This window comes from Sulfurirhabdus autotrophica, assembly GCF_004346685.1.
Lineage (GTDB): Bacteria > Pseudomonadota > Gammaproteobacteria > Burkholderiales > SMCO01 > Sulfurirhabdus > Sulfurirhabdus autotrophica.
This window is the reverse complement of record NZ_SMCO01000001.1, coordinates 701,401-726,861: the sequence shown is the minus strand read 5'-3', so window position 1 is coordinate 726,861 and position 25,461 is coordinate 701,401. Positions and strand designations below refer to the sequence as shown.

The 25,461-nt window shown below is 47.4% G+C and carries 24 protein-coding genes; 15 read left to right on the top strand and 9 right to left on the bottom strand.

The window, feature by feature from the left end:
* The first annotated feature begins 210 nt into the window (after window positions 1–210).
* The 11 genes from flgB (at window position 211) to flgL (ending at window position 10,428) form a co-directional block, all read left to right on the top strand.
* Window positions 211–600, top strand: a complete 390-nt coding sequence (gene flgB / locus EDC63_RS03480; RefSeq protein WP_223272269.1) for a flagellar basal body rod protein FlgB — start codon at window positions 211–213, stop codon at window positions 598–600.
* 2 nt (window positions 601–602) lie between these two features.
* Window positions 603–1,007: a flagellar basal body rod protein FlgC gene (flgC, locus tag EDC63_RS03475; protein WP_124947377.1), complete on the top strand. Its 405-nt coding sequence runs from the start codon at window positions 603–605 to the stop codon at window positions 1,005–1,007.
* Between the two features lie 20 nt (window positions 1,008–1,027).
* Window positions 1,028–1,696, top strand: coding sequence for a flagellar hook assembly protein FlgD (locus EDC63_RS03470; RefSeq protein ID WP_124947378.1), 669 nt, complete (start codon window positions 1,028–1,030; stop codon window positions 1,694–1,696).
* A gap of 16 nt (window positions 1,697–1,712) precedes the next feature.
* Window positions 1,713–2,993 carry a flagellar hook protein FlgE gene (gene flgE / locus EDC63_RS03465; protein WP_124947379.1) on the top strand — a complete coding sequence of 427 codons (1,281 nt, stop codon included), beginning with the start codon at window positions 1,713–1,715 and terminating at the stop codon, window positions 2,991–2,993.
* A 24-nt stretch (window positions 2,994–3,017) separates the two neighbouring features.
* The gene (gene flgF / locus EDC63_RS03460; protein ID WP_124947380.1) at window positions 3,018–3,758 is read left to right on the top strand and encodes a flagellar basal-body rod protein FlgF; all 741 of its coding nucleotides are present in this window, start codon (window positions 3,018–3,020) and stop codon (window positions 3,756–3,758) included.
* Window positions 3,759–3,794: 36 nt separating this feature from the next.
* Complete coding sequence (flgG, locus tag EDC63_RS03455; RefSeq protein ID WP_124947381.1) at window positions 3,795–4,580, top strand: flagellar basal-body rod protein FlgG; 786 nt, start codon at window positions 3,795–3,797, stop codon at window positions 4,578–4,580.
* A gap of 62 nt (window positions 4,581–4,642) precedes the next feature.
* The gene (locus EDC63_RS03450) at window positions 4,643–5,323 is read left to right on the top strand and encodes a flagellar basal body L-ring protein FlgH (protein WP_124947382.1); all 681 of its coding nucleotides are present in this window, start codon (window positions 4,643–4,645) and stop codon (window positions 5,321–5,323) included.
* A gap of 33 nt (window positions 5,324–5,356) precedes the next feature.
* Window positions 5,357–6,457 carry a flagellar basal body P-ring protein FlgI gene (locus EDC63_RS03445; RefSeq protein WP_124947983.1) on the top strand — a complete coding sequence of 367 codons (1,101 nt, stop codon included), beginning with the start codon at window positions 5,357–5,359 and terminating at the stop codon, window positions 6,455–6,457.
* A 19-nt stretch (window positions 6,458–6,476) separates the two neighbouring features.
* On the top strand, window positions 6,477–7,400 hold the full coding sequence (flgJ, locus tag EDC63_RS03440) for a flagellar assembly peptidoglycan hydrolase FlgJ (protein ID WP_124947383.1): 924 nt from the start codon (window positions 6,477–6,479) through the stop codon (window positions 7,398–7,400).
* 154 nt (window positions 7,401–7,554) lie between these two features.
* Entirely contained in the window at window positions 7,555–9,504 is a 1,950-nt protein-coding gene (gene flgK, locus EDC63_RS03435; RefSeq protein ID WP_124947384.1) for a flagellar hook-associated protein FlgK, read from the top strand.
* A 12-nt stretch (window positions 9,505–9,516) separates the two neighbouring features.
* Window positions 9,517–10,428, top strand: a complete 912-nt coding sequence (flgL, locus tag EDC63_RS03430; RefSeq protein WP_124947385.1) for a flagellar hook-associated protein FlgL — start codon at window positions 9,517–9,519, stop codon at window positions 10,426–10,428.
* On the opposite strand, the gene serB is transcribed toward flgL, so the two are convergent.
* Window positions 10,423–11,268, bottom strand: coding sequence for a phosphoserine phosphatase SerB (gene serB, locus EDC63_RS03425; protein ID WP_124947386.1), 846 nt, complete (start codon window positions 11,266–11,268; stop codon window positions 10,423–10,425). The genes flgL and serB overlap by 6 nt on opposite strands.
* Before the next feature lie 21 nt (window positions 11,269–11,289).
* Window positions 11,290–14,721 carry a transcription-repair coupling factor gene (gene mfd, locus EDC63_RS03420; RefSeq protein WP_124947387.1) on the bottom strand — a complete coding sequence of 1,144 codons (3,432 nt, stop codon included), beginning with the start codon at window positions 14,719–14,721 and terminating at the stop codon, window positions 11,290–11,292.
* 140 nt (window positions 14,722–14,861) lie between these two features.
* Between mfd and EDC63_RS03415 the strand changes: the two genes are divergently transcribed.
* The 3 genes from EDC63_RS03415 to EDC63_RS03405 all read left to right on the top strand — a co-directional run bounded on the left by EDC63_RS03415 (window position 14,862) and on the right by EDC63_RS03405 (window position 16,868).
* Window positions 14,862–15,512 (top strand): phosphoribosyltransferase, encoded by a 651-nt coding sequence (locus EDC63_RS03415; protein WP_124947388.1) that lies wholly within the window; start codon window positions 14,862–14,864, stop codon window positions 15,510–15,512.
* Window positions 15,513–15,717: 205 nt separating this feature from the next.
* Window positions 15,718–16,029: a PepSY domain-containing protein gene (locus EDC63_RS03410; protein ID WP_124947389.1), complete on the top strand. Its 312-nt coding sequence runs from the start codon at window positions 15,718–15,720 to the stop codon at window positions 16,027–16,029.
* Between the two features lie 80 nt (window positions 16,030–16,109).
* Window positions 16,110–16,868 (top strand): COG4705 family protein, encoded by a 759-nt coding sequence (locus tag EDC63_RS03405; protein ID WP_124947390.1) that lies wholly within the window; start codon window positions 16,110–16,112, stop codon window positions 16,866–16,868.
* Between the two features lie 65 nt (window positions 16,869–16,933).
* Here the strand turns inward: EDC63_RS03405 and EDC63_RS03400 are convergent, their stop codons facing one another.
* The 7 genes from EDC63_RS03400 to amrB all read right to left on the bottom strand — a co-directional run bounded on the left by EDC63_RS03400 (window position 16,934) and on the right by amrB (window position 24,546).
* Window positions 16,934–18,136 (bottom strand): efflux RND transporter periplasmic adaptor subunit, encoded by a 1,203-nt coding sequence (locus EDC63_RS03400; protein ID WP_124947391.1) that lies wholly within the window; start codon window positions 18,134–18,136, stop codon window positions 16,934–16,936.
* A gap of 1 nt (window position 18,137) precedes the next feature.
* Window positions 18,138–20,489 (bottom strand): FtsX-like permease family protein, encoded by a 2,352-nt coding sequence (locus EDC63_RS03395; protein WP_223248381.1) that lies wholly within the window; start codon window positions 20,487–20,489, stop codon window positions 18,138–18,140.
* A gap of 5 nt (window positions 20,490–20,494) precedes the next feature.
* A complete protein-coding gene (locus EDC63_RS03390; RefSeq protein WP_223248382.1) occupies window positions 20,495–21,262 on the bottom strand; it encodes an ABC transporter ATP-binding protein in 768 nt (255 codons plus the stop codon).
* An 80-nt stretch (window positions 21,263–21,342) separates the two neighbouring features.
* A complete protein-coding gene (locus tag EDC63_RS03385) occupies window positions 21,343–22,008 on the bottom strand; it encodes a dienelactone hydrolase family protein (protein ID WP_124947394.1) in 666 nt (221 codons plus the stop codon).
* A gap of 81 nt (window positions 22,009–22,089) precedes the next feature.
* Window positions 22,090–23,178, bottom strand: coding sequence for an AmmeMemoRadiSam system radical SAM enzyme (amrS, locus tag EDC63_RS03380; RefSeq protein WP_223248383.1), 1,089 nt, complete (start codon window positions 23,176–23,178; stop codon window positions 22,090–22,092).
* Window positions 23,175–23,741, bottom strand: coding sequence for an AmmeMemoRadiSam system protein A (amrA, locus tag EDC63_RS18505; protein ID WP_165922896.1), 567 nt, complete (start codon window positions 23,739–23,741; stop codon window positions 23,175–23,177). Before amrA ends, amrS begins: the two co-directional genes overlap by 4 nt.
* A complete protein-coding gene (gene amrB, locus EDC63_RS18500) occupies window positions 23,731–24,546 on the bottom strand; it encodes an AmmeMemoRadiSam system protein B (protein WP_165922895.1) in 816 nt (271 codons plus the stop codon). Before amrB ends, amrA begins: the two co-directional genes overlap by 11 nt.
* A gap of 151 nt (window positions 24,547–24,697) precedes the next feature.
* Between amrB and ispD the strand changes: the two genes are divergently transcribed.
* A complete protein-coding gene (gene ispD, locus EDC63_RS03370) occupies window positions 24,698–25,393 on the top strand; it encodes a 2-C-methyl-D-erythritol 4-phosphate cytidylyltransferase (protein ID WP_124947395.1) in 696 nt (231 codons plus the stop codon).
* Window positions 25,394–25,461 lie beyond the last annotated feature (68 nt).

Sequence of the window (25,461 nt, the reverse complement as noted above, 5' to 3'; positions counted from 1 at the left end):
ATTTTTTAAGTCGTTCTCTGCAATAAACATCCCTTCGTTGTTCCAATGCAATTCTTGCCGTATGGGCGGCAAGAATTGCCGCATTATTTTTTCTCTTCGAATAATTCAAGCATTAAGTCATTCAGTTTCGCAATAAACCGACTTGGCATGTTTCATGCTTGTGTCTTTATCAAGTAACTAATTTGGAGTTTGCTTGCGATGATGAAAGGAATGAGCTCAGTTAATAATTTTTTTGAGGATGCGTTGAATCTGCGCGCCCATCGTCAACAAATGCTGGCCTCAAATATTGCTAATGCGGATACCCCTAATTACAAAGCAGTCGATGTAGATTTCGCAAGTGTGTTGAAAGGTGCCCAATCAGCACGGGGTGTATTGCCCATGGATACATCAGCATCCGCCCATATTAAAGGCCACGCTGGTGGGCCTCTGAATGCCGCTGAAATGTACAGAGTGCCTTCACAAGCCAGTATTGACGGCAATACTGTAGATACAAATGTGGAAATGGCGCAATTTACTGACAATGCCATTCATTACCAGGCTGTCCTCAGTTTTCTGAATGCTGAAGTTCAGATGAGAAAGTCTGCAATTCAAGGTCAATAACTATGTCAATGTTTAATGTCTTTAGCATTGCGGGTTCCGCGTTAACTGCGCAGTCACAAAGGCTGAATGTGGTGGCGAGTAATCTGGCCAATGCAGATAGTGCAACAAGTTCCACAGGTCAGCCCTATCGCGCTAAACAAGTGGTTTTTTCAGCAGTGCCACTTCAGGCTGCCGGCGCAACGGGTGTCAAAGTGACTTCGGTTATTGAAGATCCCTCTCCGATGAAACAGGTATATGACCCGAAAAATCCTTTGGCGGATTCAAAAGGTTATGTATCTATGCCGAATGTAAATGTTGTGGAAGAAATGGTGAATATGATTTCCGCATCCCGTTCGTATCAAACCAACGTGGATATGATGAATACAGCCAAGACGTTACTGCTTAAGACATTGGCTTTAGGGCAGTAACAGGTTAAAGGAGAAATAAAATGAGCACAGTTCAGGATGCGACAAGCGCTAGTCAGTTGTTTGGCGTGAATAATACCAGCGCTGTCACCAAATCGGCTGTAGATGATGGTCAGACTCGGTTTTTGAAATTACTTGTCACGCAAATGCAAAACCAGGATCCGTTAAATCCGCTGGATAATGCGCAGGTTACCTCTCAATTGGCACAACTTAGTACGGTTGATGGTATCAATAAGCTTAATGCTACGGTGCAAGCACTGTCTGCCTCCTATGCGCAAGGTCAAACCTTGCAAGCAGCTTCGTTGATTGGTAGAGGTGTTTTGGCGCCTGGCTCATCGCTCGCGTTGCAAAGTGGCATGGCAATTGGTGGGATTGATTTAAGTCAACCAGCAGACAGTGTTGTCGTGACTGTGAACGATCTTGCTGGTAATGCGCAGCAGAGTATTGATTTGGGTCCACAAAACGCAGGTGTAGTTGCTTTTCAATGGGATGGTGTTAAGAGTGATGGGTCAACTGCTGCAGATGGTGCTTATGCCTTTAGCGTTAAAGCCGTGCAGAAAGGTGTTAGTGTTGTGGCGGATCAACTGGCTTATGGTCAGGTTGGCAGCGTTACATTGGGTGCACTGGGCACGGCACTGAACACTACGGGTTTAGGGACTGTTGCATTATCGCTGATCAAACAAATACTATAGAAATCAGGAGACAGATATGGGCTTCCAACAAGGATTGAGCGGGTTAAATGCGGCTTCCAAGAATCTGGATACGATTGGTAATAACGTATCGAATTCTGGAACGGTGGGTTTTAAGGCTTCCCAAGCGCAGTTTGCAGACGTGTATGCAAATTCTCTGACAGGTGCTGGTGGTTTGCAAATTGGTATTGGTACGCAGGTGTCATCCGTTGTGCAGCAATTTACTCAGGGTAATGTAACCACTAGCAACAACCCACTGGATCTTGCAATAAATGGAAAAGGGTTTTACCGGATAAGTGATAACGGTACGATTGCGTATGCTCGAAACGGTCAGTTTCAGTTGGATAAAGATGGTTTCATTGTTACTTCTTCAGGAAAGAACCTGACAGGCTATGCTGCTAATGCTGCGGGTGTTATTACCCCTGGATCGATAACCAATATGCAGGTGACAACGGCAAATCTTCCGCCGTCAGTGACTACCACTGCAAATATTGGCGTGAATCTGGATTCGCGCGCTTCAGTTGTTACGGCCACGCCCTTCGACCCCACGGTAACAACGTCTTACACTACGTCAACTGCTATGACAGTTTATGATGCTTTGGGGAATGCGCAAACGCTGGGTGTCTATTTTGCAAAAACTGCTGCAAACACATGGGATGTATATGGCACCGTGACGAACCCGGCTGGCGATGTCACTATATTGAATGCCACGCCTGCTACAACGCCAACAGGGACGCCAACAGCGGTTACCAGTTTGGGTACGCTAACCTTTAGTGCAAGTACCGGCGCGCTGGCTTCATCTACGGTGACGTTGCCTGCAATTACATCTACCATGCTGGGGACAGGAGCAACTGCGATTGCATCGTTTTTACCAAGCTTTACTGGTTCAACACAATATGGAAGTTCGTTTGGTGTCAGTGCGTTAACTCAAAATGGTTATGCTTCAGGACGAACAACAGGCTTTGGAATTGACGCTGACGGCATTTTGCAGGCTCGGTATTCAAACGGTCAGTCACTCAATCTCGGGCAAGTAGTGCTGGCAGATTTTAAAAATCCGCAGGGATTGCAGCCGCTGGGTAATAACCTTTGGGCGGAAACGGCAGCTTCAGGTCAGCCAATTCCAGGTGCGCCGGGTACATCGAGCTTAGGGGTGTTGCAGTCGTCAGCTGTAGAAGATTCAAATGTGGATCTGACTCAGGAATTGGTAAACATGATTACAGCCCAACGTTCATATCAGGCCAATGCGCAAACTATTAAAACGCAGGATCAGGTTCTGCAGACATTGGTGAACTTGAGATAACTGAAGGATTGAGAGGGTAATCAAATGGATCGCATGATCTATATTGCAATGACAGGCGCTAACCATACGTTAGGGCAGCAGGCTACGGTAGCCCATAACCTTGCCAATGTAACGACAACCGGTTTCAAGGCAGAGTTAAATGCTTTCCGTGCGTTGCCTGTATATGGAGAGGGGCTGCCTACTCGGACTTTTGTAGTGGATTCCACAACTGGCGCCGATTTTACGCCTGGTGTGATCCAGCAAACCGGGCGTGATCTGGACATGGCGGTTCACGGTAAGGGCTGGATTGCAGTGCAGGCTTCTGATGGTAGTGAGGCGTATACCCGCAATGGCAGTTTGCAGATCAGTCCCAATGGTGTGTTGCAAACACGCGACGGCCAAAATGTATTGGGCGATTCTGGTCCAATCTCTATCCCGCCTGATTCTGAAATTACTGTAGGTAAAGATGGAACTGTCTCCACAGTGCCGATTGGGCAGGCTGCTTCAGGAGCCATTGTTGGCCGGATTAAACTGGTTAACCCGTCTGAGATTAATATCGTTAAGTCGGGCGACGGTCTGTTTCGACTTAGGGACGGTACGATAGCACCAGCAGATGCCAATGTGAATTTGGCTGGAGGGGCGTTGGAAGGCAGTAATGTAAATGCTGCAGAAATATTGGTAAATATGATTAACTTGGCCAGACAGTTTGATATGCAAACAAAACTGATACAAACAGCGGCAAGTAATGCGCAATCAAGCAGCCAGATTCTGAGCCTTACCGCATAACGCGGAAAGTCGATTTTAAGATAAAAAAGGAAAATCATGATTCGCTCATTATGGATTGCCAAAACCGGACTGGAAGCCCAGCAGTTGCAGATGGATGTCATATCCAACAACCTTGCAAACGTGAGTACAAACGGTTTCAAACGGGCGCGAGGCGTTTTTGAAGATTTGCTCTATCAGACATTGCGTCAGCCGGGTGCGCAATCCTCTCAGCAAACGCAATTGCCATCTGGTCTTCAGGTAGGTACGGGGGTTCGGCCGGTAGCGACAGAAAGAATTTTTACTCAGGGAAATCTTCAGCAAACAGGCAACACGCTGGATATTGCTATCAGCGGTAAGGGATTCTTTCAGATTTTGCAGCCGGATGGTACTACTGCTTATACGCGTGATGGTTCTTTTCAGGTGGATAGTCAGGGGCAAGTTGTAACAGCCAGCGGTTATCAACTGCAGCCGGCTATTACAGTTCCCGCTGATGCCATTACCGTAACAGTCGCCCGGGATGGTACAGTATCTGTATTGCAGCCTGGCAGTGCTAACCCTTCTCAAGTGGGTAGTTTGCAACTGGCAAGTTTTATCAATCCGGCTGGTTTGCAAAGCCAGGGTGAAAATTTGTACGTTGAAACCTCTGCATCGGGTGCGCCCAGTGCTAATGCACCTGGCGCAAATGGTTTGGGTGTCCTGAATCAGGGGATGGTGGAAACTTCTAACGTCAATGTGGCTGAAGAGTTGGTTAACATGATTCAGACACAGCGTGCTTTCGAGATTAATTCTAAAGCAATCACTACTTCTGATCAGATGCTTCAGAAACTGGTTCAGATGACATAAAAACTGGCATTAATCTTGCTTTAAATTAAAGTGTGTTCCAGTTAAAAGTGGTGGAAGTGAATATGCTGAAAAACGTAAGCAAGATTTTATTATCCGGATGCCTGGGAATGCTCGTGTTATCTGGATGTGCCATGGTTCCACCAACAAATGTTCATCAGCCGATGAGCGCCAGACCGCAGCCGATGCCTGAAAAAGCAGCGGCAAACGGTGGTATCTATAAGGCAGAAACTGCCAGGTTGACACTTTTTGAGGACAGACGAGCGCGCTTTGTCGGCGATACCTTGAATATACTCATTGAAGAAAAAACCAACGCGACTAAAAAATCCAGTAGTTCAGCCAGTCGAACTGGCAGTGCCAGTGCCTCAGTGCCCACCATATTTGGCTTGCCTGGCAAAACTTTCCAGGGTACTGCGCTAGATGGTTCATCTTCGAATACTTTTGCTGGTAAAGGGGATAGCGGCAGCAATAACTTGTTCACGGGCAATATTGCCGTAACAGTGATTGAAGTGCTTGCCAATGGCAATTTGCTTGTGAGTGGTGAAAAACAAGTGGCGATTGATCAGGGGACTGAATACATACGTTTCTCTGGTATTGTCAATCCAACTACTATCAATGGAAGTAATGCGGTATCTTCAACCAAAGTGGCTGATGCAAGAATCGAATACAAGGGTACGGGGTATATTGATGAAGCGCAGACCATGGGCTGGCTGGCTAGATTTTTCCTGACAGTGCTACCTTTCTGAGCAGGGCTTAGAGGAAATATAATGATGTTAAAAATGAAAAAAATGCGCTGGATATTACTGGTTTCGGCACTTTTGACCGTGCTGCCGGCCCGTGCGGATCGGATCAAGGACATCGCTTCTATACAAGGTGTGCGCACCAACCAGTTAATTGGTTATGGTTTGGTTGTGGGTCTGGACGGCAGCGGCGATCAGACCACGCAAACGCCATTTACAGTGCAAAGTTTGGTCAGCATGATGTCGCAGCTGGGCGTTAATTTGCCCGCCGGCACAAGTTTGCAATTGAAAAATGTGGCGGCCGTGACAGTGACAGCCAGTTTGCAGGCTTTTACCCGGCCAGGCCAACTTCTTGATGTGACAGTTTCTTCCATTGGAAACGCTAAAAGCTTGCGTGGCGGAACGTTATTGATGAGTCCTTTAAAAGGAGCGGATGGTCAGGTCTATGCCGTTGCTCAGGGGAATATTGTGGTGAGCGGTGCAGGTGCTTCAGCCGGAGGGAGCAGCGCTCAGGTGAACCATTTGAATGTTGGGCGCATACCGTCTGGCGCAACAGTGGAAAGGCAAGTGGATACCCCTTTAGGCCAAGGTGAATATGTTAATCTGGAATTGAACGACGCTGACTTTACTACAGCAAATCGAATGGTGCAGGCTATAAATCTGGCTATGGGAGATGGCGTCGCCAATGCGTTGGACAGTCGCATGATTCAGGTGCGTGCCCCTTTGGATGCCAATCAGCGTGTGGCTTTTATGGCCAGAATGGAAAACTTGCCGGTAAATCCAGGGATATCTGCACCCAAAGTCATTGTGAATGCGCGAACTGGATCTGTAGTCATGAATCAGACGGTGACTGTGGATAAATGTGCGGTGGCACATGGTAATTTATCTGTTACCATTTCAAGTGAACCGGTTGTCAGTCAACCCGCACCGCTTTCAAAGGGTAAAACAGTTGTGGCTGAAAAGGCGCAGGTTGATGTGGTGTTTGGAAAAGGTGGGCTGATTGTGTTGCCAGCCAGTGTTAATCTGGGTGATGTGGTTAAGGCATTGAATGCAGTTGGCGCTACCCCACAGGATATGCTGGCCATATTGCAAGCCATGAAATCCGCAGGTGCACTACGCGCTGAGTTGGAAGTGATCTAATGAATGAGGGGCGGTCTTTATGATTAACCGATTAGATACTCATACAGATTTTGCGTTGGATGTTAATAGCGTCGGCAAGCTGCGCATGGCAGCTAAAACGGATACTACTGAATCACTTAAAGTGGTTGCCAAGCAGTTTGAAGCGCTGTTCATGAACATGCTGCTCAAAAGCATGCGCGATGCAACACCTAAAGACGGTCTATTTGATAGCAGTCAATCCGATTTATATACAGGCATCCTGGATCAGCAGCTGTCTCAGAAGTTCTCCACTTCCGGCGGTTTGGGACTTGCAGACATGATGGTAAAGCAGTTAACGCGCAATTCAGTGCAACCTGGCGATGTACCGCCTGTCATAAAGCCACTTGAGCGCAATGTTACTGCTGCTAATCGTATTGTAGGTACGCCATTGCCTGAAATGAATGTGATTCCGGGTGCGGCAGAAACCCCCTCAGATGCAGCACGAATGAATTCCCCCAAAGATTTTGTTGATAAAATGTGGCCACAAGCGGTTGATGCAAGTAAAGAATTGGGTGTGCCGGCACATTTTCTGATTGGTCATGCTGCATTGGAAAGTGGTTGGGGGCGCCGCGAAATTCGCGATACAGCGGGAAATAACAGCTATAACCTGTTTGGTATCAAGGCAGGAAAAAACTGGAAAGGGGCGGTAGCCGAGGCAACGACAACAGAATATGTCAACGGCGTGGCGACTAAATCAGTTGAGCGTTTTCGCGCCTATGATTCCTATGCGGATGCTTTTCGTGATTATGCGGATTTACTGCGTAATAATCCACGCTATGCTTCAGCTCTTGAGCAAGGGACAGATGCGGCAGGATTTGCCAAAGGTTTGCAGCAAGGCGGATATGCAACGGATCCACTTTACGCCAGCAAAATTACTCGTATTTTAAATAGCAAAACGATGCAGCTTGCGTTAACAAATGCCTGAGTTTCGATTTTTACTTATATATTTACAATGTTAATTTGTAACGAGCTGATAAACAGGTATTTAAACGGGGATGTAAAATATCATTTAAGTTTCCGATTTTTCAGCCGATAAATAGTTAAATTGATGGCCATTCGGTGCCATTCTGGGAGTTTAGATGAGCACATATAGTATTGGGATATCCGCACTTCAGGCTGCTCAAGCCGGTTTGATCACGACCCAACATAATATTGCCAATGCTGCTACGCCCGGTTTTCATCGCCAGCAAATTATTCAGGGTGCTGCTATACCTCAGCAATCGGGTGTGGGCTTCCTGGGGCAAGGTGTTCAGGTTACCGACGTTCAACGGTTATATAGTCAATTTTTAACCGATCAAGTGATGAATACCGAGGCACAAGGTCAATACCTGAACGCGTATTACGGTCAAGTCAAACAGATAGATAATTTATTGGCTGATCCCAATGCGGGACTCTCCCCTTCAGTACAGCAGTTTTTTAGCGCCGTTCAGGAGCTGGCCTCAAATCCATCTTCAGCTCCAGCGCGACAATCAGTATTGAGTGAAGCACAAACTTTAGTGAGTCGTTTTGGCACAATTAATCAGCGCCTTTCTGATTTACGTCAGGATGTGAATACTCAATTGTCTGGGACTGTTGCTGAAATTAACTCCGCCGCAAAACAAATTGCCAACTTGAATGAACAAATTGTTTTGGCTCAGGGAACGGCAAGTGCGACTCAGTCACCTAATGATTTATTGGATCTACGTGATAAATTAGTCAGTGATCTCAACAAGCTGGCTAAGGCAACTGTTGTAAAGCAATATGATGGCACCCTAAATGTCTATATTGGAAACGGTCAGGCATTGGTAGTTGGGCAACGCACATTCAGTTTAACGGTTAATCAGTCAGCTGAGGATCCAGATAATCTGGTAATTGGTTACAACTCAAGCGGTACGACCAATACACCTATTAGCACTGCAAGCCTTGGCGGTGGTAAATTAGGCGGATTGCTGGATTTTCGCAGTAATATTCTCGAAACTGCTCAAAACTCATTAGGCAGGGTGGCTGTTGGTTTAGCCGAAACATTTAATAGCCAACATAAGCTAGGCGTTGATCTGAACGGTGTATTGGGAAAAGATTTTTTTAGTATAGCTGCCACGTCCCCTTCCGTAAGTGGAAATACAAATAATACCAGTGGAGTAAAGCTCACAGCAGCATTTGACCCTAACGCTGCGGGTTCACTGACGACTGGCAGTTATAGAATAACTTATGATTCAGCAGGGGCAAATTACAATATCACCGATCTGACTTCAAATACGTCTACAACCGTTGCAGCTGCATCGCTTTCTACCGCAATTGGCGGAATTACCTTAAGTGCTTCGGGTACTCCCAATAATGGCGACTCTTTCCTGGTATTGCCAACGCGTTATGGTGCGCGTGATATTAGCGTAGCTATAACGAATACATCTGATCTCGCTGCAGCTGCACCGGTTCAGACTTCTGCAACACCGAGTAATACGGGTACTGGACAGATTAGTTCTAACGGTGTTAGCAGTGTGGCAACTCTGCCAACTGCTAGTGTAACGCTGACATACGACAGCAGCACTTCATCTTTTGTAAAGTCTTCTGCTGATCCAAGTTACAACGGCGGTGCACCCATTCCCTACACATCTGGCAGTACGATATCTTTGAATGGCGTGAATTTTGTCATTACTGGCACACCGGCTAACGGAGATACTTTTAATATCTCTCCAAATTATGGCCCTGGTTTTACTGCTACCAGTGATAATCGAAACGCGCTTCAGTTAACCAGTTTGCAAACAGCAAATACACTCGTCAATAATGCGGCGGGTAAAGCTACAGTTTCTTATCAGAGTGCGTACAGCCAGTTAGTTAGCACGGTTGGCATTAAAACACGCGAAATCGACATCAGAAATCAGGCGCAAACTTCACTGATTGATCAGACACGTCAGGCAGAACAATCTTTATCTGGTGTGAATCTGGATGAAGAGGCTGCAAATCTTGTTCGATATCAACAGGCTTATCAGGCAGCAAGCAAAGCGCTGGAAATTTCATCTAAATTGTTTGATACAATTTTGAGCCTAGGATAGTAAGGAGCTGCCATGCGTATTAGTTCTAATATGATTTATGAAACCGGCGTCAAAGCGATGCAAGACCAGCAAGCTGCTTTGGTAAAAAATCAGGAGCAGTTTTCTACAGGGAGGCGTGTTTTAAATCCTTCGGATGATCCTATCGCTTCTGCTCGTGGGTTAGAGATGCAGCAATCGCAATCAATTATCAAACAATATGATGCGAATGCAAACTTGGTAAAAGGAAACTTAAGTCTGGAAGATGGGTTTTTGGGCAGTATTACCAGTTTGATTCAAAATGTTCAGGATAGTGCTGTACAGGCGGGTAACCCAACGATCGGGTCTGTAGGATATGAAGGTCTGGGTGTTGCAGTACGTGCCAGATACAATGAGTTGTTAGGGTTGGCTAATCAGAAAGATAGTAGTGGTGAGTATATTTTTTCAGGGTACTACCAAGGTTCAACACCACCTTTTACCCAACTGAGCGGTGCGGGAGTGTATGTTGGGGATCAAGGACAGAGAAAAATTCAGATCAGCCCTTCACGACAAATCGATGCGAATGATTCTGGTGCGGCCGTTTTTAAGCCGGGCGTTGCAGGTCAAGATATCTTTAAAACGCTGGATGACTTAGCCAATGCATTGAATTCAACGGCAACGCCAGCCTCTGTTGCAACCGCTGTACAAACAGCCTTGGCTGAATTAAGTAACGAATTAAAGAATGTTTCTACAGTCAGGGCATCGGTTGGCTTGCGATTGAATGAAATAGATAACGCACAAAGTATTAATAGCGATTTGACTCTCCAATATACTGCAACGCTTTCATCATTGCTGGATGTAGATCCCTATAAAATAATCAGTGAGATGACCCAGCGCCAGTTTAATCTGGAAGCTTCGCAAAAAACATATGTGCAAGTGACCAGCCTGTCCATGTTTAAATTACTATAATGCATTAAGCAGATTGAGCATGCCATCCAGTCCAACGTGGCTGATGGCATAGCTGGCTTGTGCTCTTACTATCGGCTTTGCCCGATAAGCAATACTGATACCTGCCTCGGCCATCATTTTCAGGTCGTTTGCGCCATCCCCCATACTGATTACCTGTTCTTTTGTCATACCTAGTTCTGTACGAAGCTGATTCAGTGCATCAGCTTTGCCTTGTGCATCCAGAATTTTCCCCAGGACATTGCCAGTGAGTTTCCCGTCAATGATTTCAAGGGTATTGGATGAGGCGTAATCCAGTCCTAAGCGAGATTTGAGTTTTTCTGTGAAAAAAGTAAATCCCCCTGAAACGAGCAAAGTTTTTATGCCGTGGTCTTTCAGTTTTTTTAACATTTTTTCTGCGCCAGGACTGAGTTCCAGTCTTTCATCATAGACTCGTTGCAGCGCAGATTCATCAAGTCCTTTTAGCAGTGCAACCCGACGCGTCAGGCTTTCTGCAAAATCAATTTCGCCGCGCATGGCTGCTTCGGTGATCTCCGCTACTTGAGGCTTTACGCCTACCATATCGGCAATTTCGTCGATGCATTCTATGGTGATCAGGGTGGAATCCATATCCATGACAAGCAAGCCAAATTGATCAATAGCACGGGTTTCTGGAACAAATGCGTAATCCAGTTTGGCGTTTGCACAATAAGACTCAATTTCAGCAATGTTGTCAGTGTGGTGGGTGTTTACCAGACGGAAGGCTTGCTGATTAATACTTTCAATACCGTTTGCGGCACAAAGTTTGGCAATTTGTTTGAGGTCTTGAGTTTGGACTTCCAGGCCCTGGATAATCAGATTCATGAAACAATGCTTCCTGTAAAGTTAAGTAAGTTCGTTGAACAGTGTTTTGATCGTATTAAGTCGTTCAGCAAGGTTTGGGGTGGACACTTCGATTCGCAATTTGTCCTGCCCACTCAGTTTGTAATTGCGTCTTTGCTGAATCAGCTGGATAATTTTTATCGCATCAATGGGTGGATTAGGCACAAATTGAACTAATATACTTTCACTGCTAGCGTCGATTCTGGCAATGCCCAGGGGTTTTGAGAGTATGCGCAAACGATGTGTTTCCAGCAATGCTTTGGCAGCATCCGGTAATAGGCCGAATCGGTCAACTAACTCTTCATGCAAGCCGTCCAATTCTTCTTGCAGATCACAGTTGGCAAGGCGTTTGTATAGTACCAGCCGTTCGTGAATATCGCCGCAATAGTCGTTGGGTAAGAGTGCTGGCTGGTGCAGATTGATTTCTGTCGTAATACCCAGCGGTTGCAGCATGTCAGGTTCTTCACCATTTTTGAGTGATTTTACTGCAGCGTTTAGCATCTCGGTGTAAAGAGAAAACCCTATTTCCTGCATTTCACCACTTTGCGATTCACCTAACACTTCACCGGCACCACGAATTTCCAGATCATGCATGGCAAGATAGAGGCCCGAACCAAGGTCTTCCATCATCTGGATGGCCTCCAGTCGTTTTTTTGCTTGTGCGGAAAGCGCTTCGTCACCGGGGGTAAGCAGATAGGCGTATGCCTGATGATGGGAACGGCCGACACGCCCGCGTAACTGGTGTAGCTGAGCCAGTCCGAAACGATCAGCCCGGTTCATGATGATGGTGTTGGCCGTGGGGACATCGATACCGGTTTCGATGATAGTGGTACACAGCAGGATGTTGAACCTTTGCTGGTAGAAGTCACGCATGACATGTTCCAACTCACGTTCGCGCATTTGGCCGTGGGCAATGGCAATGCGCGCCTCTGGCAAGAGCTTGACGAGTTTGTCCTGCATGTTCTGAATGGTTTCGACTTCATTGTGCAGGAAGTAGATTTGTCCGCCGCGTTTTAATTCACGCAGGACGGCCTCTCGAATCACGCCATCGCTGTATTTACTGACAAATGTTTTGATTGCGAGCCGCCGTTGCGGGGCGGTAGCGATAATGGAGAATTCTCGCAGTCCTTCCAATGACATAGCCAAAGTGCGTGGGATAGGGGTTGCAGTTAGAGTCAGGACGTCAACTTCTGAGCGCAGTGCTTTAAAACGCTCTTTCTGACGCACACCGAATCGATGCTCTTCATCAATGATGACCAGCCCCAGATTTTTGAATTTCACATCTTTCTGGATAAGGCGGTGAGTGCCGATGATAATATCGATTTTTCCTTCAGCCAGCCCCTTCAAGGCTTCAGCTTGCTCTTTGGCCGAACGAAATCGGGATATTTCGGCAATTTTAATGGGCCAGTCTGCAAATCGATCAGAAAAAGTCAGAAAGTGCTGTTCAGCCAAAAGCGTTGTGGGCACAAGAACGGCAACCTGTCGCCCATCCATCATGGCGATAAATGCAGCACGCAGCGCAACTTCCGTTTTACCAAAGCCAACATCACCACAGATAAGGCGGTCCATGGGTTTGCCGCTTTGCATGTCAGCCATGACCGCCTGAATAGCCTGGGCTTGATCACGGGTTTCTTCAAAGCCAAAACCATCGGAAAAGGCTTCGTAGTCATGCTGTTTTATCGTGAAGGAATGGCCTTTGCGGGCAGCACGCTGGGCATAAAGGTTGAGTAATTCCGCAGCTGTGTCGCGGATTTGTTTCATGGCACGGTGTTTGGCTTTTTCCCAATGTCCGCTGCCTAATTTATGCAATGGTGCAGCATCTGGCGAAGCGCCGCTGTATCGACTGATCAGGTGTAGCTGAGAAACGGGGACGTATAATTTATCGCCACCGGTGTATTCCAGATGCAGAAATTCCGTTTCCCCTTCACCCAGATCCATATTGATTAAACCAAGGTAACGGCCGATTCCGTGCTGCTCATGGACTACCGGATCACCCACTTTGAGCTCGGATAGGTCGCGCAGCATGCCTTCTGTTGAAGTTTTGCGTGAGATATCTCTTGCAGACCGGCTCCGAACCAGATTCGCGTATAGCTCGTTTTCTGTAATGATGGCTACGAGGCCATCATCCAGAATAAAGCCGTTATTGAGGGGCCCTGTACCCAACATGAAATGCTGGCCGCTGTCCATGCATTGCTCATAGCCTTCGCACAGCGAAGGTATCAGACCTTGCTCGGCAAAATATTGAGACATGGTTTCGCGTCGTCCCAAACTTTCTGCAAGGAGCAGGACACGCCCACTAAATCCATCCACAAACTGTTTGAGTTTTTGTGTGGGGTCATCGGCTCGTCGATCTACCTGGATAGAAGGCAGGGGGCCAGTGGTACATGCGACGATATCTTTAGTTTCCGACGCTTCTTCGGCATTTTTGAGTATTTCAATGCGCGGATAAGCTTTCAACGCACCGAAAAAAATATCGACTGTCAGGAACAACTCTTGCGGAGCCAGGAGAGGGCGATCACGATCCCCACGCAACAATTCGAAACGTGACTGGGTGTCTTGCCAGAAATGCTGAGTGGCAGACTCTAATGCGTGGTAAAGACAAAGGGTGGCGTTGTCAGGAATATAGTCAAACAAGGTGGCCGTGTTATCAAAAAACAGCGGTAAATAATATTCCACCCCATTGGGTGCTAAACCCTTGCTGACATCCTTATATAGCTGGCTTTTGGATGGGTCGCCTTCAAATTTTTCTCTGAAGCTCTGGCGAAAGTGACTGATACCTCCTTCGTCAAGAGGGAATTCGCGCGCAGGCAGCATGCGAATTTCTTTAACCGGATAAATACTCCGCTGAGTATCCACATCAAAAGTGCGAATGGTTTCCACTTCATTGTCGAACAAATCGACCCGGTAGGGTACTGCGCTGCCCATGGGGAACAAGTCTATTAAACCGCCCCGTATACTGTATTCCCCGGGCGTCAATACCTGGTTTACGTGGCTATATCCAGCCAAAGTCATCTGGCTCTTGAATATGGCCAAATCCAGTTTCTCGCCCTGCTTCAGAAAGAATGTATAAGCTGCCAGAAATTCAACAGGGGGTAAGCGGTAGAGTGCAGTGGTGACCGGAATGATTGCAACGTCACACTGGTTGTGCTTGATCTGGTAAAGCGTGGCTAATCTTTCTGAAACCAGATCCTGATGTGGAGAAAATGTATCGTAGGGGAGCGTTTCCCAATCAGGTAACAGGCTAACTTTGAGTTGCGGTGCAAAGTAGGGGATTTCTTCGCACAGGCGGGCCGCTTCCAGCGCTGTTTCCGTAATAACAATCAGGGGTTGTGCTTGCAAGGCCAATTGCGCCACAGCCAAGGCATCACTTGAACCATTGAGGTTAGTGTAGCGTTTGCGTAAACCCTGCTTTGGAAGTGGTTGATTAAAAAGCATGTCGTGAAAGAAAAATCCAGTAATTATACCGATTTTAAGACAATAAATCAGCATGCGCTTTAACTAATGGCTTGAGCTGGTAAAACGGCAAGAAACGGCTAGAGTTAAATAAATACAATCAAAATTCGAGGTAAGCAACCATGCAATTTGCTGATCGCCATCATGCCGCAATTCTTCTTGCTGAAAGGCTTGCTCCCTTCAAAGGTAAAAATCCTCTGATTCTGGCTATCCCCCGCGGGGCTGTACCAATGGCAAAAATCATTGCCGATGCACTCGATGGGGAGTTTGATGTGGTGCTGGTGAGAAAATTGCGTGCACCGTTCAGCCCCGAATTTGCCATCGGTTCCGTTGACGAAAGCGGTTGGACCTATATTGGAGATTATGCGGCATCTGCGGGAGGGACTCAGGAGTACATTGAGTCTGAAAAACAGGCGCAACTGGAAACCATCCGCAAGCGCCGCGTCCAATACACACCAATTCGTCCGCCTATTGACCCGGCTGGGCGAATAGTCATAGTCATTGATGACGGGTTAGCCACCGGTTCAACCATGATCTCAGCCCTGCATAGCATACGAGCCAAAAATCCTGCCAAACTGATTTGTGCCGTTCCCGTCTCACCACCGGATACGCTGGAAAAGGTAGCCAATATGGCGGATGAGGTGGTGTGCCTTGAAACCCCTGATTATTTTCAGGCAGTAGGGCAGTTCTATGCATCTTTTCCACAGGTAGAAGATGAAGAAGTGGTGGAGATTTTAAAGCATAGTGCGCCATCCAGTATTTCAAAGTTATAATTTCACAAACTACTGTTGGTAGATTATTTGATGGGATAATTTCGCCTGCAGTATTCTTAATTTGTTGAGGCAACCGGCTTTCGATTCAATCTCTCAGCTAATTCTCCTTTGCTAATTTTGAGCTAACTTTTGCGGTGTAGAGTGATTATCACAGTAGATGCAAATGCGTCTGCATGTTTTTAATCAACTCGACAAGAGCATAACCATGAAAGCATCGAAGAAACGTGTAATAAAAGCATTGGGCTTGGTTTTTACAGTTGCCGCAGCAAATGCACTCGCATTTACTGGCCAGGAACTTGCTGGTGAAGCAAAAATAAGTCTGGAACAAGCGCGGGTGATTGCACTCAGAGCGCATCCTGGAAAAATCACTGATGAGGAACTGGAAAAGGAAAAAGGAGGGAGTGGGCTTCGTTATTCCTTCGATATCCGGCATGGCAAGGTAACGCAAGAAGTTGGTGTCGATGCCAAAACTGGCAATCTCCTGGAAAATGCACCGGAAGGGCCTAACGCGGACTAAACGCCTAGAGATTTTTTCTCCCGTCGTACTTAACCCCATGAATGAGCAGTCATAAATTTAGCATTGAAAAGGGCATCCGTATGAACAAGGCTATCGAACAGAGCTTGAGCAAGGTTCCAGAAGTGACTTTGATCTTCTGGGTTATTAAAATTGCAGCTACCACACTGGGTGAAACAGGGGGGGATGCGGTGTCCATGTCAATGAATTTGGGATATCTGGTTGGAACGGCTATCTTTGCAGCAATATTTCTATTTGCTGTTGCTGCCCAAATTAAGGCAAAAGGCTTTCACCCATTCCTTTATTGGACAACCATTATCGCTACAACAACAGTGGGAACGACATTGGCAGATTATGCGGATCGCTCACTTGGGATTGGATATGCAGGGGGTAGTACGCTACTGTTTGCCTTGTTGATTACCTCTTTGGCCGTGTGGTATCGCTCACTTGGCTCTGTATCGGTTGAGACTGTTAGTTCCCCAAAGGCTGAGATGTTTTATTGGATGACAATCATGTTTTCTCAAACTCTGGGAACCGCATTGGGCGATTGGACAGCTGGAACGGCGGGTCTAGGCTATGAAGGAGGTGCGATGGTGTTTAGTGCCCTGCTGGCACTTGTTTTGGCAGCTTACTATTGGACAATGGTTTCTCGTACTGTGCTTTTTTGGGCCGCATTCATCCTCACACGTCCCCTTGGTGCAGTGGTTGGTGATTTTCTTGATAAACCGCTTAGCGCCGGAGGGCTGGCATTAAGCCGCTATTCTGCTTCGGCGGCTATTTTCGCTTTTATGCTGGCCAGTATTTTGCTTTTCAGGCAAAGGGCAGCAAAAACTGCTCATTGAAACGGCACATGATGGAAAAGGGGTAATCAATGCGGAACCTGTTGTGTGGAGAGGAAAACAGAATTTTATTCCTGTGGTTTTATTTTTATGCCATCTTTCACTAGATCTCCTGGATAAAGAATGACCTTTTCACCGACTTTCAGTCCGGACTCGACCATTGCATCCAGCCCGCTACGGCGGGCAATTTTTACGGTGCGAGTTTCAGCGCGGCCATTTTTGGCGACGAAGACGGCCCACTGATTACCTTTTCTGAATAGTGAGCTAACCGGCGTTTTGGTGGCTTTGTCTGTGCTGAACACAATGATTTGTGTATCCACTTTGAAGCCATCACCCAGGTTTAGCCATTGATCAGGGGGAGAGGTGAGGTCAATGACTACATTGACGCGTTGTTCTTCTACGCCGAGTGCGGATACTTTGGTGAACGCGGAGGGTTCTATACGCCGAACCTGGCCTAGTAACGGTTCAGATCTGCCCCATCCTTTCATCTGTACTTTGGCACCGGGAGGGATCATGACAGCATCACTCGATAGTATATCTGCCACAACTTCCAAATCCGCGGGGTTACCAATTTCAAGCAAGGGCGCTCCAATTGGTACGACTAATTCACTTTCCTGCACGATTTTCAACACTCGGCCAGATACAGGTGAGCGAATTTGCCAATGGCGACCAGACAGCTTTTCGCAATCTGCATCACAGTGAAACTGTTGAAATGCGGCGCGGGCCACGGCAACCTCATGTTTGGCCGCTTGCTCTGCAAATTTTGCGGCTTCCAGCTCGCGGGTATTTATTTTGACATCCAGTTCGGTCTGATCGAGCTGAGCGGCTGAAATAAATTTATTGGCGGCAAGTTGTTTGGCGCGTTTGAGATCGGCTTTGGTTTTTTCGAGTGTTGCCAGAATACGCGCTACTGTGACAGTAGATTGTTCTTTTTGTGCTTCGGCTGCGCCGACACGTTCTTTTAATTCACGCTCTGAGCGTGCATCCAGCAAAGCCGGGGCACTGGCTACGATAAGGGCAACTACTTGATTCTGCTGGATGGCGTCACCCGCTTTGAGGGAAATCCGTTGAAGCTTCCCGGTAAGGGGAGCTGACACAATATATCTCTCACGTACACGGGTTTTGCCGTCTTCTTCAATAATCTGCTGGAAAGCACCCTGAGTTACTTCTGCAACCTGAACAGTTACTGGCTTGGGTAAAAATGCCCAGATAAAAATACCGATGATTACTAATACTGCTAAAAGTGGGAAAGCCCGCTTCGTCCATTTCATATTATTCCCTTGTTTTTAGTACGCCGACAAGATCCAGCTGGTCAATTCGATGCCTTACAAATAATGCGCTTGCAATCCCTGCAATAAGCGTTGTTAAAGCTGCATAGGCATAGGTTTTAGATTCAATGATAATTGGAATGGCAAAGGTTTCAGTATGCGTGAGCGTCACTATGAGCAAGGAGAGAAGATAACCCAGCCAGAGACCGAAAGGAATTGCCAAAAGTAGTTCGATACCGAGCTCGCCTAACAGCAATGCGGATACTTCATGCCTTGTGAAACCCAGCACTCTCAGGCTAGCCAATTCCCAAGCTCTTTCAGCCAGCGCAATGCGAGCACTATTGTAAACCACGCCAATCGCAATGGCTGCTGCAAAAACCGTCACAATTGTGGTGAATACCAGGATGTTTTTTGCAGAGGTTTCCCGGAAGCTTTGTAGTGCTGTGGTCTTGAACGTAACTGTTGCCACTTTAGGTATTTCTTTTATTTGTGCATTGAATTGGTTTAGTTGGGAATTATCTAAAGAAACCGATACAGTAGAAATGGTATTACCTTCACCAAGCAAGCGGTTAAGCGTATCGAAATTCATATATGCGGACAAACCAAACATGTCGTTAACTACGCCTGCAACCAATACATCGCGCTTTATGCGATTTCCTTCCATCACTTCAAGCTGGATATGTTCTCCCGGCTTTACCTTGAGTCTTGTTGCAAGGCGGTCTGTTAATAGCACGCCTTCAATTGGCAGTAATACTGGTTGCTGGTGCGTATCCAGAACTCTGTGTAATTCAGCAGTTTCAGGCAGACCAGAAACCGCTGTGCGATAAGAAAGATGGCCTGCGCGCAGGCGCACCGGAATAGATCGTGCAGCTTCAGTGAACAAGACGCCCGGAAGGTGAGCTATTTCATACTGGGCCCGGCCGTTGACTGGCTCGGCAAATACTACTTGCGCATCACCTCTTTCAATGGCGTTGAATTGGACAGAAACAAGAAAATCAATGGCGTCTCCCCAAAAAGTGCCTGAAACAATGATGGCGACAGCGCAGGCGATAGCAAAAGAGGTGAGAAGCGTCCGAAACGGGCGACGCTCTAAATTACGAATAATCATGCGTGACTGAGGTGATAGTAAATTGGCCAGCCCCAAACACTCCAGCAACATTCGTTTGAATTTGGTAGGGGAGGGCGGGCGCATGGCTTCAGCGGGTGCAAGCTGCATGATGCCGTGCATGGTTTTAAGCGCACCCCCCAAAGCTGCAATAAGGCTTATGCCGGAGGCAGCTAAAGGAATCCATGGCTGGACGCGATAAGTGAGTTGTGGAAAATGAAAAAAATCGGTGTACAAGGAAGTCATTTTGTAGCCAAGCAATGCCCCGATCAGGCAGCCCATGATAATCCCGAGAAATACAATAAACAGTACCAGTTTAAGATAGTGTGCGGCGATGGCTGTATCTGAATAGCCAATTGCCTTAAGCGTTGCAATTTCACTTCGCTGGGTGGCTACCTGGCGGGAAAGCACGACATTGAGCAGAAAGGCTGCAACTGCCAGAAAAATTGTCGGAAAAACCGTGGACATGGTCTTTTGCTGGTTGATTTCCTGGCTCAGAATCTTATTGGAAATCTGGTCTTCACGCCCGTGGGCTCCAAATGCGCCATAGGGTTCCAGCAAGCGATCCAATGCATCGATCACTGCCTGTTCGTTAGCGCCAGGCGCTAGTCGAAAAACGGCATGGTTAAATGCCCCTTCCATATTGAACGCGCTTGCGAGACGTTCACGGTCCATCCAGAAAATCCCGAACCCCTTGTCATCCGGCAGAACACCACCACGGGTGGCGAATATGTATTCTGGCGACAATACCACGCCAACAATGCGCAATTGCTCGCGTTTACCGTTCAGAATGGCAGCGAGTTGATCGCCGGGTTTAAGTTTCCGGGCTTTGGCAAACGCTTCGGATACCAACACTTCATTACCGCGCCCAGACTCAATCATCCGCCCCTGACGCAGAAACAGTTTGTTTAATCGTAGCTGGCCGGAATCAGCTAACCCGATCATGCGCCCGATGACCGGTTCTGCCACTTCTGGAATATCGAGCGTGACATCGAACATGACAGTGGTTTCAACATCAGCAATCCCGGGGACTTCTACAAGCTGGCGTTCTGCAGCCTTGGGCGCGCGTTTTACATCGGCAAATACCTGAGCGAACCGGGATGTTTCGTAATAGGACTGGCGGGACCAGTTCAAGGAATCATAAGTGGAAATCTGAGCAATAAACGCCCCGATGCCGGCGGCAACTACCAGGGCAATGGTGAACGCCTGGCCTTTCATGTGTGCCAGGTCTCGCAGCAGTTTTTTATCCAACGCCTTCACCAGGATAACTCCGCAGGGGTGAGTTTATGGGCGTTTTCTTCAATAGAAACAATCTGTCCGTTTGCCAAGTGCATGACGCGGTTAGCCATTCCAGAGATAGAAGCATTGTGGGTGATAACGATTGCCGTTGTGCCCAGTTCCTGATTGATTTTAGCTATGACCTCCAGCACTACTTTACCTGTCTGGTAGTCAAGTGCCCCGGTGGGTTCGTCGCACAGCAGTATATCAGGCCGTTTGGCAATGGCTCTGGCGATGGCGACGCGCTGCTGTTCGCCACCAGAAAGCTGGGAAGGAAAATGATCCAGCCGGTGTTCAAGCCCCACCAGCTGCAGTGCTTCTTCAGGTTTTAGTGGGTTGACCGAAATCTCGGTAACCAGCGCCACGTTTTCTCGTACCGTGAGACTGGAGATCAGGTTATAAAATTGGAAAACAAAGCCTACATGCTCACGTCGATAGCTGGTCAGTTCCCGTTCATTGGCATGCGCCAGATCGTGGTCGCGCCAGAACGCGTCGCCGCTGGTAGGGGTGTCGAGTCCACCCATAATATTGAGCAGGGTGGATTTTCCGCTGCCTGATGGCCCCAGTAGTACGATAAACTCACTTTGGTAAACTTCCAGATCAACACCGCGCAGAGCAGGGATTTCTACTTCACCCATATAGTAGGTTTTGGTGAGGGCTTTGGCAGTAAAAACGGCTTGTGGGTTTTCCGGCATGTATTGTGATATCCGTTTTTTATCAGGTGCGCTGGATAGTATCGCACGCATTATTGTATAGGTTATAGCAAATCGGTTATCAACAGCCCGATATAGCACTGCAGGTTATTTAAAATAAGAAACGCTACCTGTTATAGTTGGCTCACTTGCGGCGGCATCAAATAACGGCTGAACCACGCAGCGGCTTGATGTGCAACCTCTTCTAATGTGCCAGGCTCTTCAAACAGATGAGTAGCACCCTGGATGATTGAAAATTCCTTTGGGCAATTCATGTGGGAGTAAGCTTCACGGTTGAGTTCGGTCACTACATCGTCGAAGCCTCCGATCAGCAATAATGTGGGTGATTTAACATTGTATAAAGCAGAATTGCCAGCAAGATCCGGGCGCCCCCCTCGAGAGACAACAGCGCTGATCTCCTTACCTGCTTCTGCTGCTGCTTGCAAAGCAGCAGCAGCGCCTGTACTGGCGCCAAAATAACCAATTGGCAGATTCTTTGTTGCAGATTCATGCTTTATCCACTGCGTGGCAGCGAGCAGACGGCGAGTCAGCAATGGAATATTGAATCGGGTTTCGTAGTCCATGTCTTCTTGTGGTGTCAGCAAATCCATTAGAAGCGTGCCTATGTTACTTTCTCTGAGTACTTGAGCAACATAATTATTGCGCGGGCTATGTCGGCTGCTGCCACTACCATGAGCAAACAGTACGAGGCCTTTGGCATGCTCCGGTATTACCAGCATGCCTTCAATTTTTACCTGGTCAGCAGGAATGTGAACGAGTTGTTCCAGTTTTGCAGTCATGGTTTAACCCCGGTTATTAATACAGAGACACAGAGGCACTTAAACGTAAGTTATCCGCGCCCTTGCGACAAACAAAATTTATCAGACTCCGGCCATATTAATTGCAATTGGAATCCGCTTTCTGCCAAAATGCCCGGCGGTTTCTGCAAATCTGCCTGCTAATGCTGAGCCGCAGTCAGGGCAATGTCCCTCTTTGGTTAACCGGTACAGGTTGATTTGATACCAGTCGCGCACAATCAACGGAGAGTGGCAATCCGGGCAAAAGGTGGTATCCCCTTCAATGTTGTGCACATTACCAGTATAGACATAGTTCAAGCCTTCTTTAAGGGCGATTTCCCTCGCACGTACAAGGGTTGCAGGTGGGGTGGGAGGAATGTCCGGCATTTTATAATCTGGATGGAATGCAGAAAAATGCAGTGGAACATCCGGCCCCAGTTCTTTTTTGATCCATTTGCTCATAGCGGTCAGTTCTTCATCTGAGTCATTTTTACCGGGAATGAGCAAGGTAGTAATTTCAAACCATACATCCGTTTCACGTTTGAGATAGATCAAAGTATCCAGCACTGGTTGGAGCTGTGAGCCAGTCAATTTGAAATAAAAGTCTTCGGTAAATGCTTTCAGGTCTACATTGGCGGCATCTATTTTTGAGTAGAAATCCTTTCGCGCTTCCGCATGCATGTAACCGGCGGTAACAGCGACAGTTTTGATCCCCCGAGCATGGCAGGCATCGGCCGTGTCCATGGCATATTCTGCAAAAATAACCGGGTCGTTATAGGTAAAAGCGACACTCTTGCAGCCGCTTTTTTCAGCTGCAATGGCAATGGTTTCTGGCGAAGCCTGATCCATCAGGCGATCCATGTCTTTGGATTTGCTGATATCCCAGTTCTGGCAAAATTTGCAGGCAAGATTGCAACCGGCAGTGCCAAAGGAAAGCACGCTGCTTCCAGGGTAAAAGTGGTTAAGCGGCTTTTTCTCGATGGGATCAATACAGAACCCGGATGAACGCCCATAGGTGGTGAGCACCATCTGGTTGCCTTCGCGCATGCGCACAAAACACGCACCACGCTGACCATCGTGTAACTTGCAGTCACGTGGGCACAGATCGCATTGAATGCGACCATCGTCGATGACATGCCAGTAACGGCCAGGGTGATGCGAACCTTCCATCATGCTATTTGCGCCTTTAAATCGCGTTCTTTCCATTTACTCACTGTGTAGCGGTAGAGTTTGACTTCCTCAGCCCAGAAATCAGGTCTTAACCCCGCCTTATGTTTCAAATGCGCCATGAAATCGGTGGTGGCAGGTAACTGCTCCCATACCTGGGGCAGGAACGTACTGCGGTAACGACCAAACTCAAATACCACGCCATCCACTTCCGGTTGCAACTGCGCCAGCGCCTCCTGCTCACTAGAGAAACTTAAAGCTTGCATGGGTGACAGTAATGAAACTTCAATTTCAGTATAGCTAAATTCAGCAGAGGTTAGAGGTGAAAAACGCGGGTCCTGAAAAGCCGCCGCTTTGGCATTGGCTTTTACATCCTCCAATAAAGCGCGGTGAGCTTCCAGTGTACCTATGCATCCCCGTAATTGGCCTTCCTGGGTTAACGTGACAAAACAGGCGCCATTTTCCTGCAGCCAAAGGGCATCCTCTGCTGCTGTATGAACTTGCCCCAATGCATTAGCAATAGAAGACCGGGCAATCGGGAGCAAAATTTCACCCTGATTAATGGACATCTTTTGTTTCCTCCATGAAAGCGAATGAGGCATAACCTACAACGCGGCTTTTATCGCCTGCGGTGTCGCCTGAATTGCGCAGGTCCAGCAATTGTGGCTGCAGGTGGTGTTGTTTGGCTGCAAGCAATAATCCGTTGACAGGTGTGCCGCCACAGGCTTGCTCATGATTCAGTGTGCCGTGCAGATTCAGAATATGTTGTACCGTTTCTGCATCAACAGCTTGTGCTGCCTGATAAGGCAAGAAATGGGAAAGGTCAGAACTGATCACAATCAGTGTTTCCGGGCCTCCCCATAAAGTATCCAGTACCTCGGCGACTTCTGCCGATGTCGCATCCCCTACGGCTAATGGCACTAGTTTGAAATCATCCAGAACCGATTGCAGGAAAGGCAGTTGTACTTCCAAAGAATGTTCCATGGCATGGGCAGCTGAGCTTACAACCACTTGACGCAGCTTCTCTATAGCCGCAACAGCAGGCTGATCGATCTGAATTTCCCCTAAGGGGGTGGCAAATGCGGCTACCCCAGGTAGAGCGAGCCCGCGAACTGGCACACGATGGACTGGCCCGAGCAATACAACGCGTTTGATCAAAGCGCGAACAGCAGCTAATCTGGCGTAGGCAGCTGCGGCAATTGGTCCTGAATAGATGTAGCCAGCATGGGGGACAATAATTGCTTTTGGTGCAATACTTGTTTCACTATTGTTTTCTTTGGCAGTCGCCAACATAGCATTGACATCATTTTCCAATGCCTGTTTGTTGCTCTGGTAGAAGGCGCCTGCTACAGCGGCTGGACGAACTTGATGCATGTAAACCTCCTTAAAAATAACAGGTTATGCTTAAAAAGTAGATGAGGGTAAGTTGCCAAATATCAAGTGCAGCTTGCGGTATTTCCTCACAAGACACGATAATTACCTTTGTTAAAGAAAAATAAACCTGAAAGCTGTCTTTAGGATAAACATGTCTAACTATATTGCGCTTATTCCAGCTGCTGGTTTTGGCAGCAGAATGGGTAACGAAGTTCCCAAACAATATTTATCGCTTTTGGGAAAACCCATGATTTATTACGCGATCAAGCGCTTGTGCAGTGCCCACGTTATCAAACAGGTCTATGTGGTACTGTCCCCTGAAGACACTATGTGGAACGAATATGACTGGAGTGCTTTTAAATCTAAGCTTAACCCTCTGTTTTGCGGGGGAGATACCCGTGCGGAAAGCGTATTGAATGGATTGCAGAAAATTCAGGAAACTGTTCAGGCTGACGACTGGGTGCTGGTGCACGATGCCGCACGCCCCTGTCTGACCAATGAGCATCTTGCCAATTTGATTCGAGTAATTGGAGAGGATGAAACAGGCGGGCTGCTTGCTGTACCTGTAGCGGATACATTGAAACGTGCAGACGCGCAGGGTAGAGTCAAACAAACAGAGCCACGGGAAGGGCTCTGGCAGGCGCAAACACCGCAAATGTTCCGATATGGCTTGTTGGTGAAAGCTTTACAGGCGTTAGGGACGGATACTCCTACGGATGAAGCTCGCGCAGTGGAGCACCTCGGATTTCATCCAAAGTTAGTCGCTTGCGATAGCCGAAATTTAAAAGTCACCTATCCGCAGGATTTGCAATTGGCAGCGTTAATTCTGGAAAATTTGGTGGATTAATTGTATTGGTAATTTTTACGTTTTGTCTGGCGTTTTTTGGGTAAGTTAAACTTAAATATTTGTCAGCA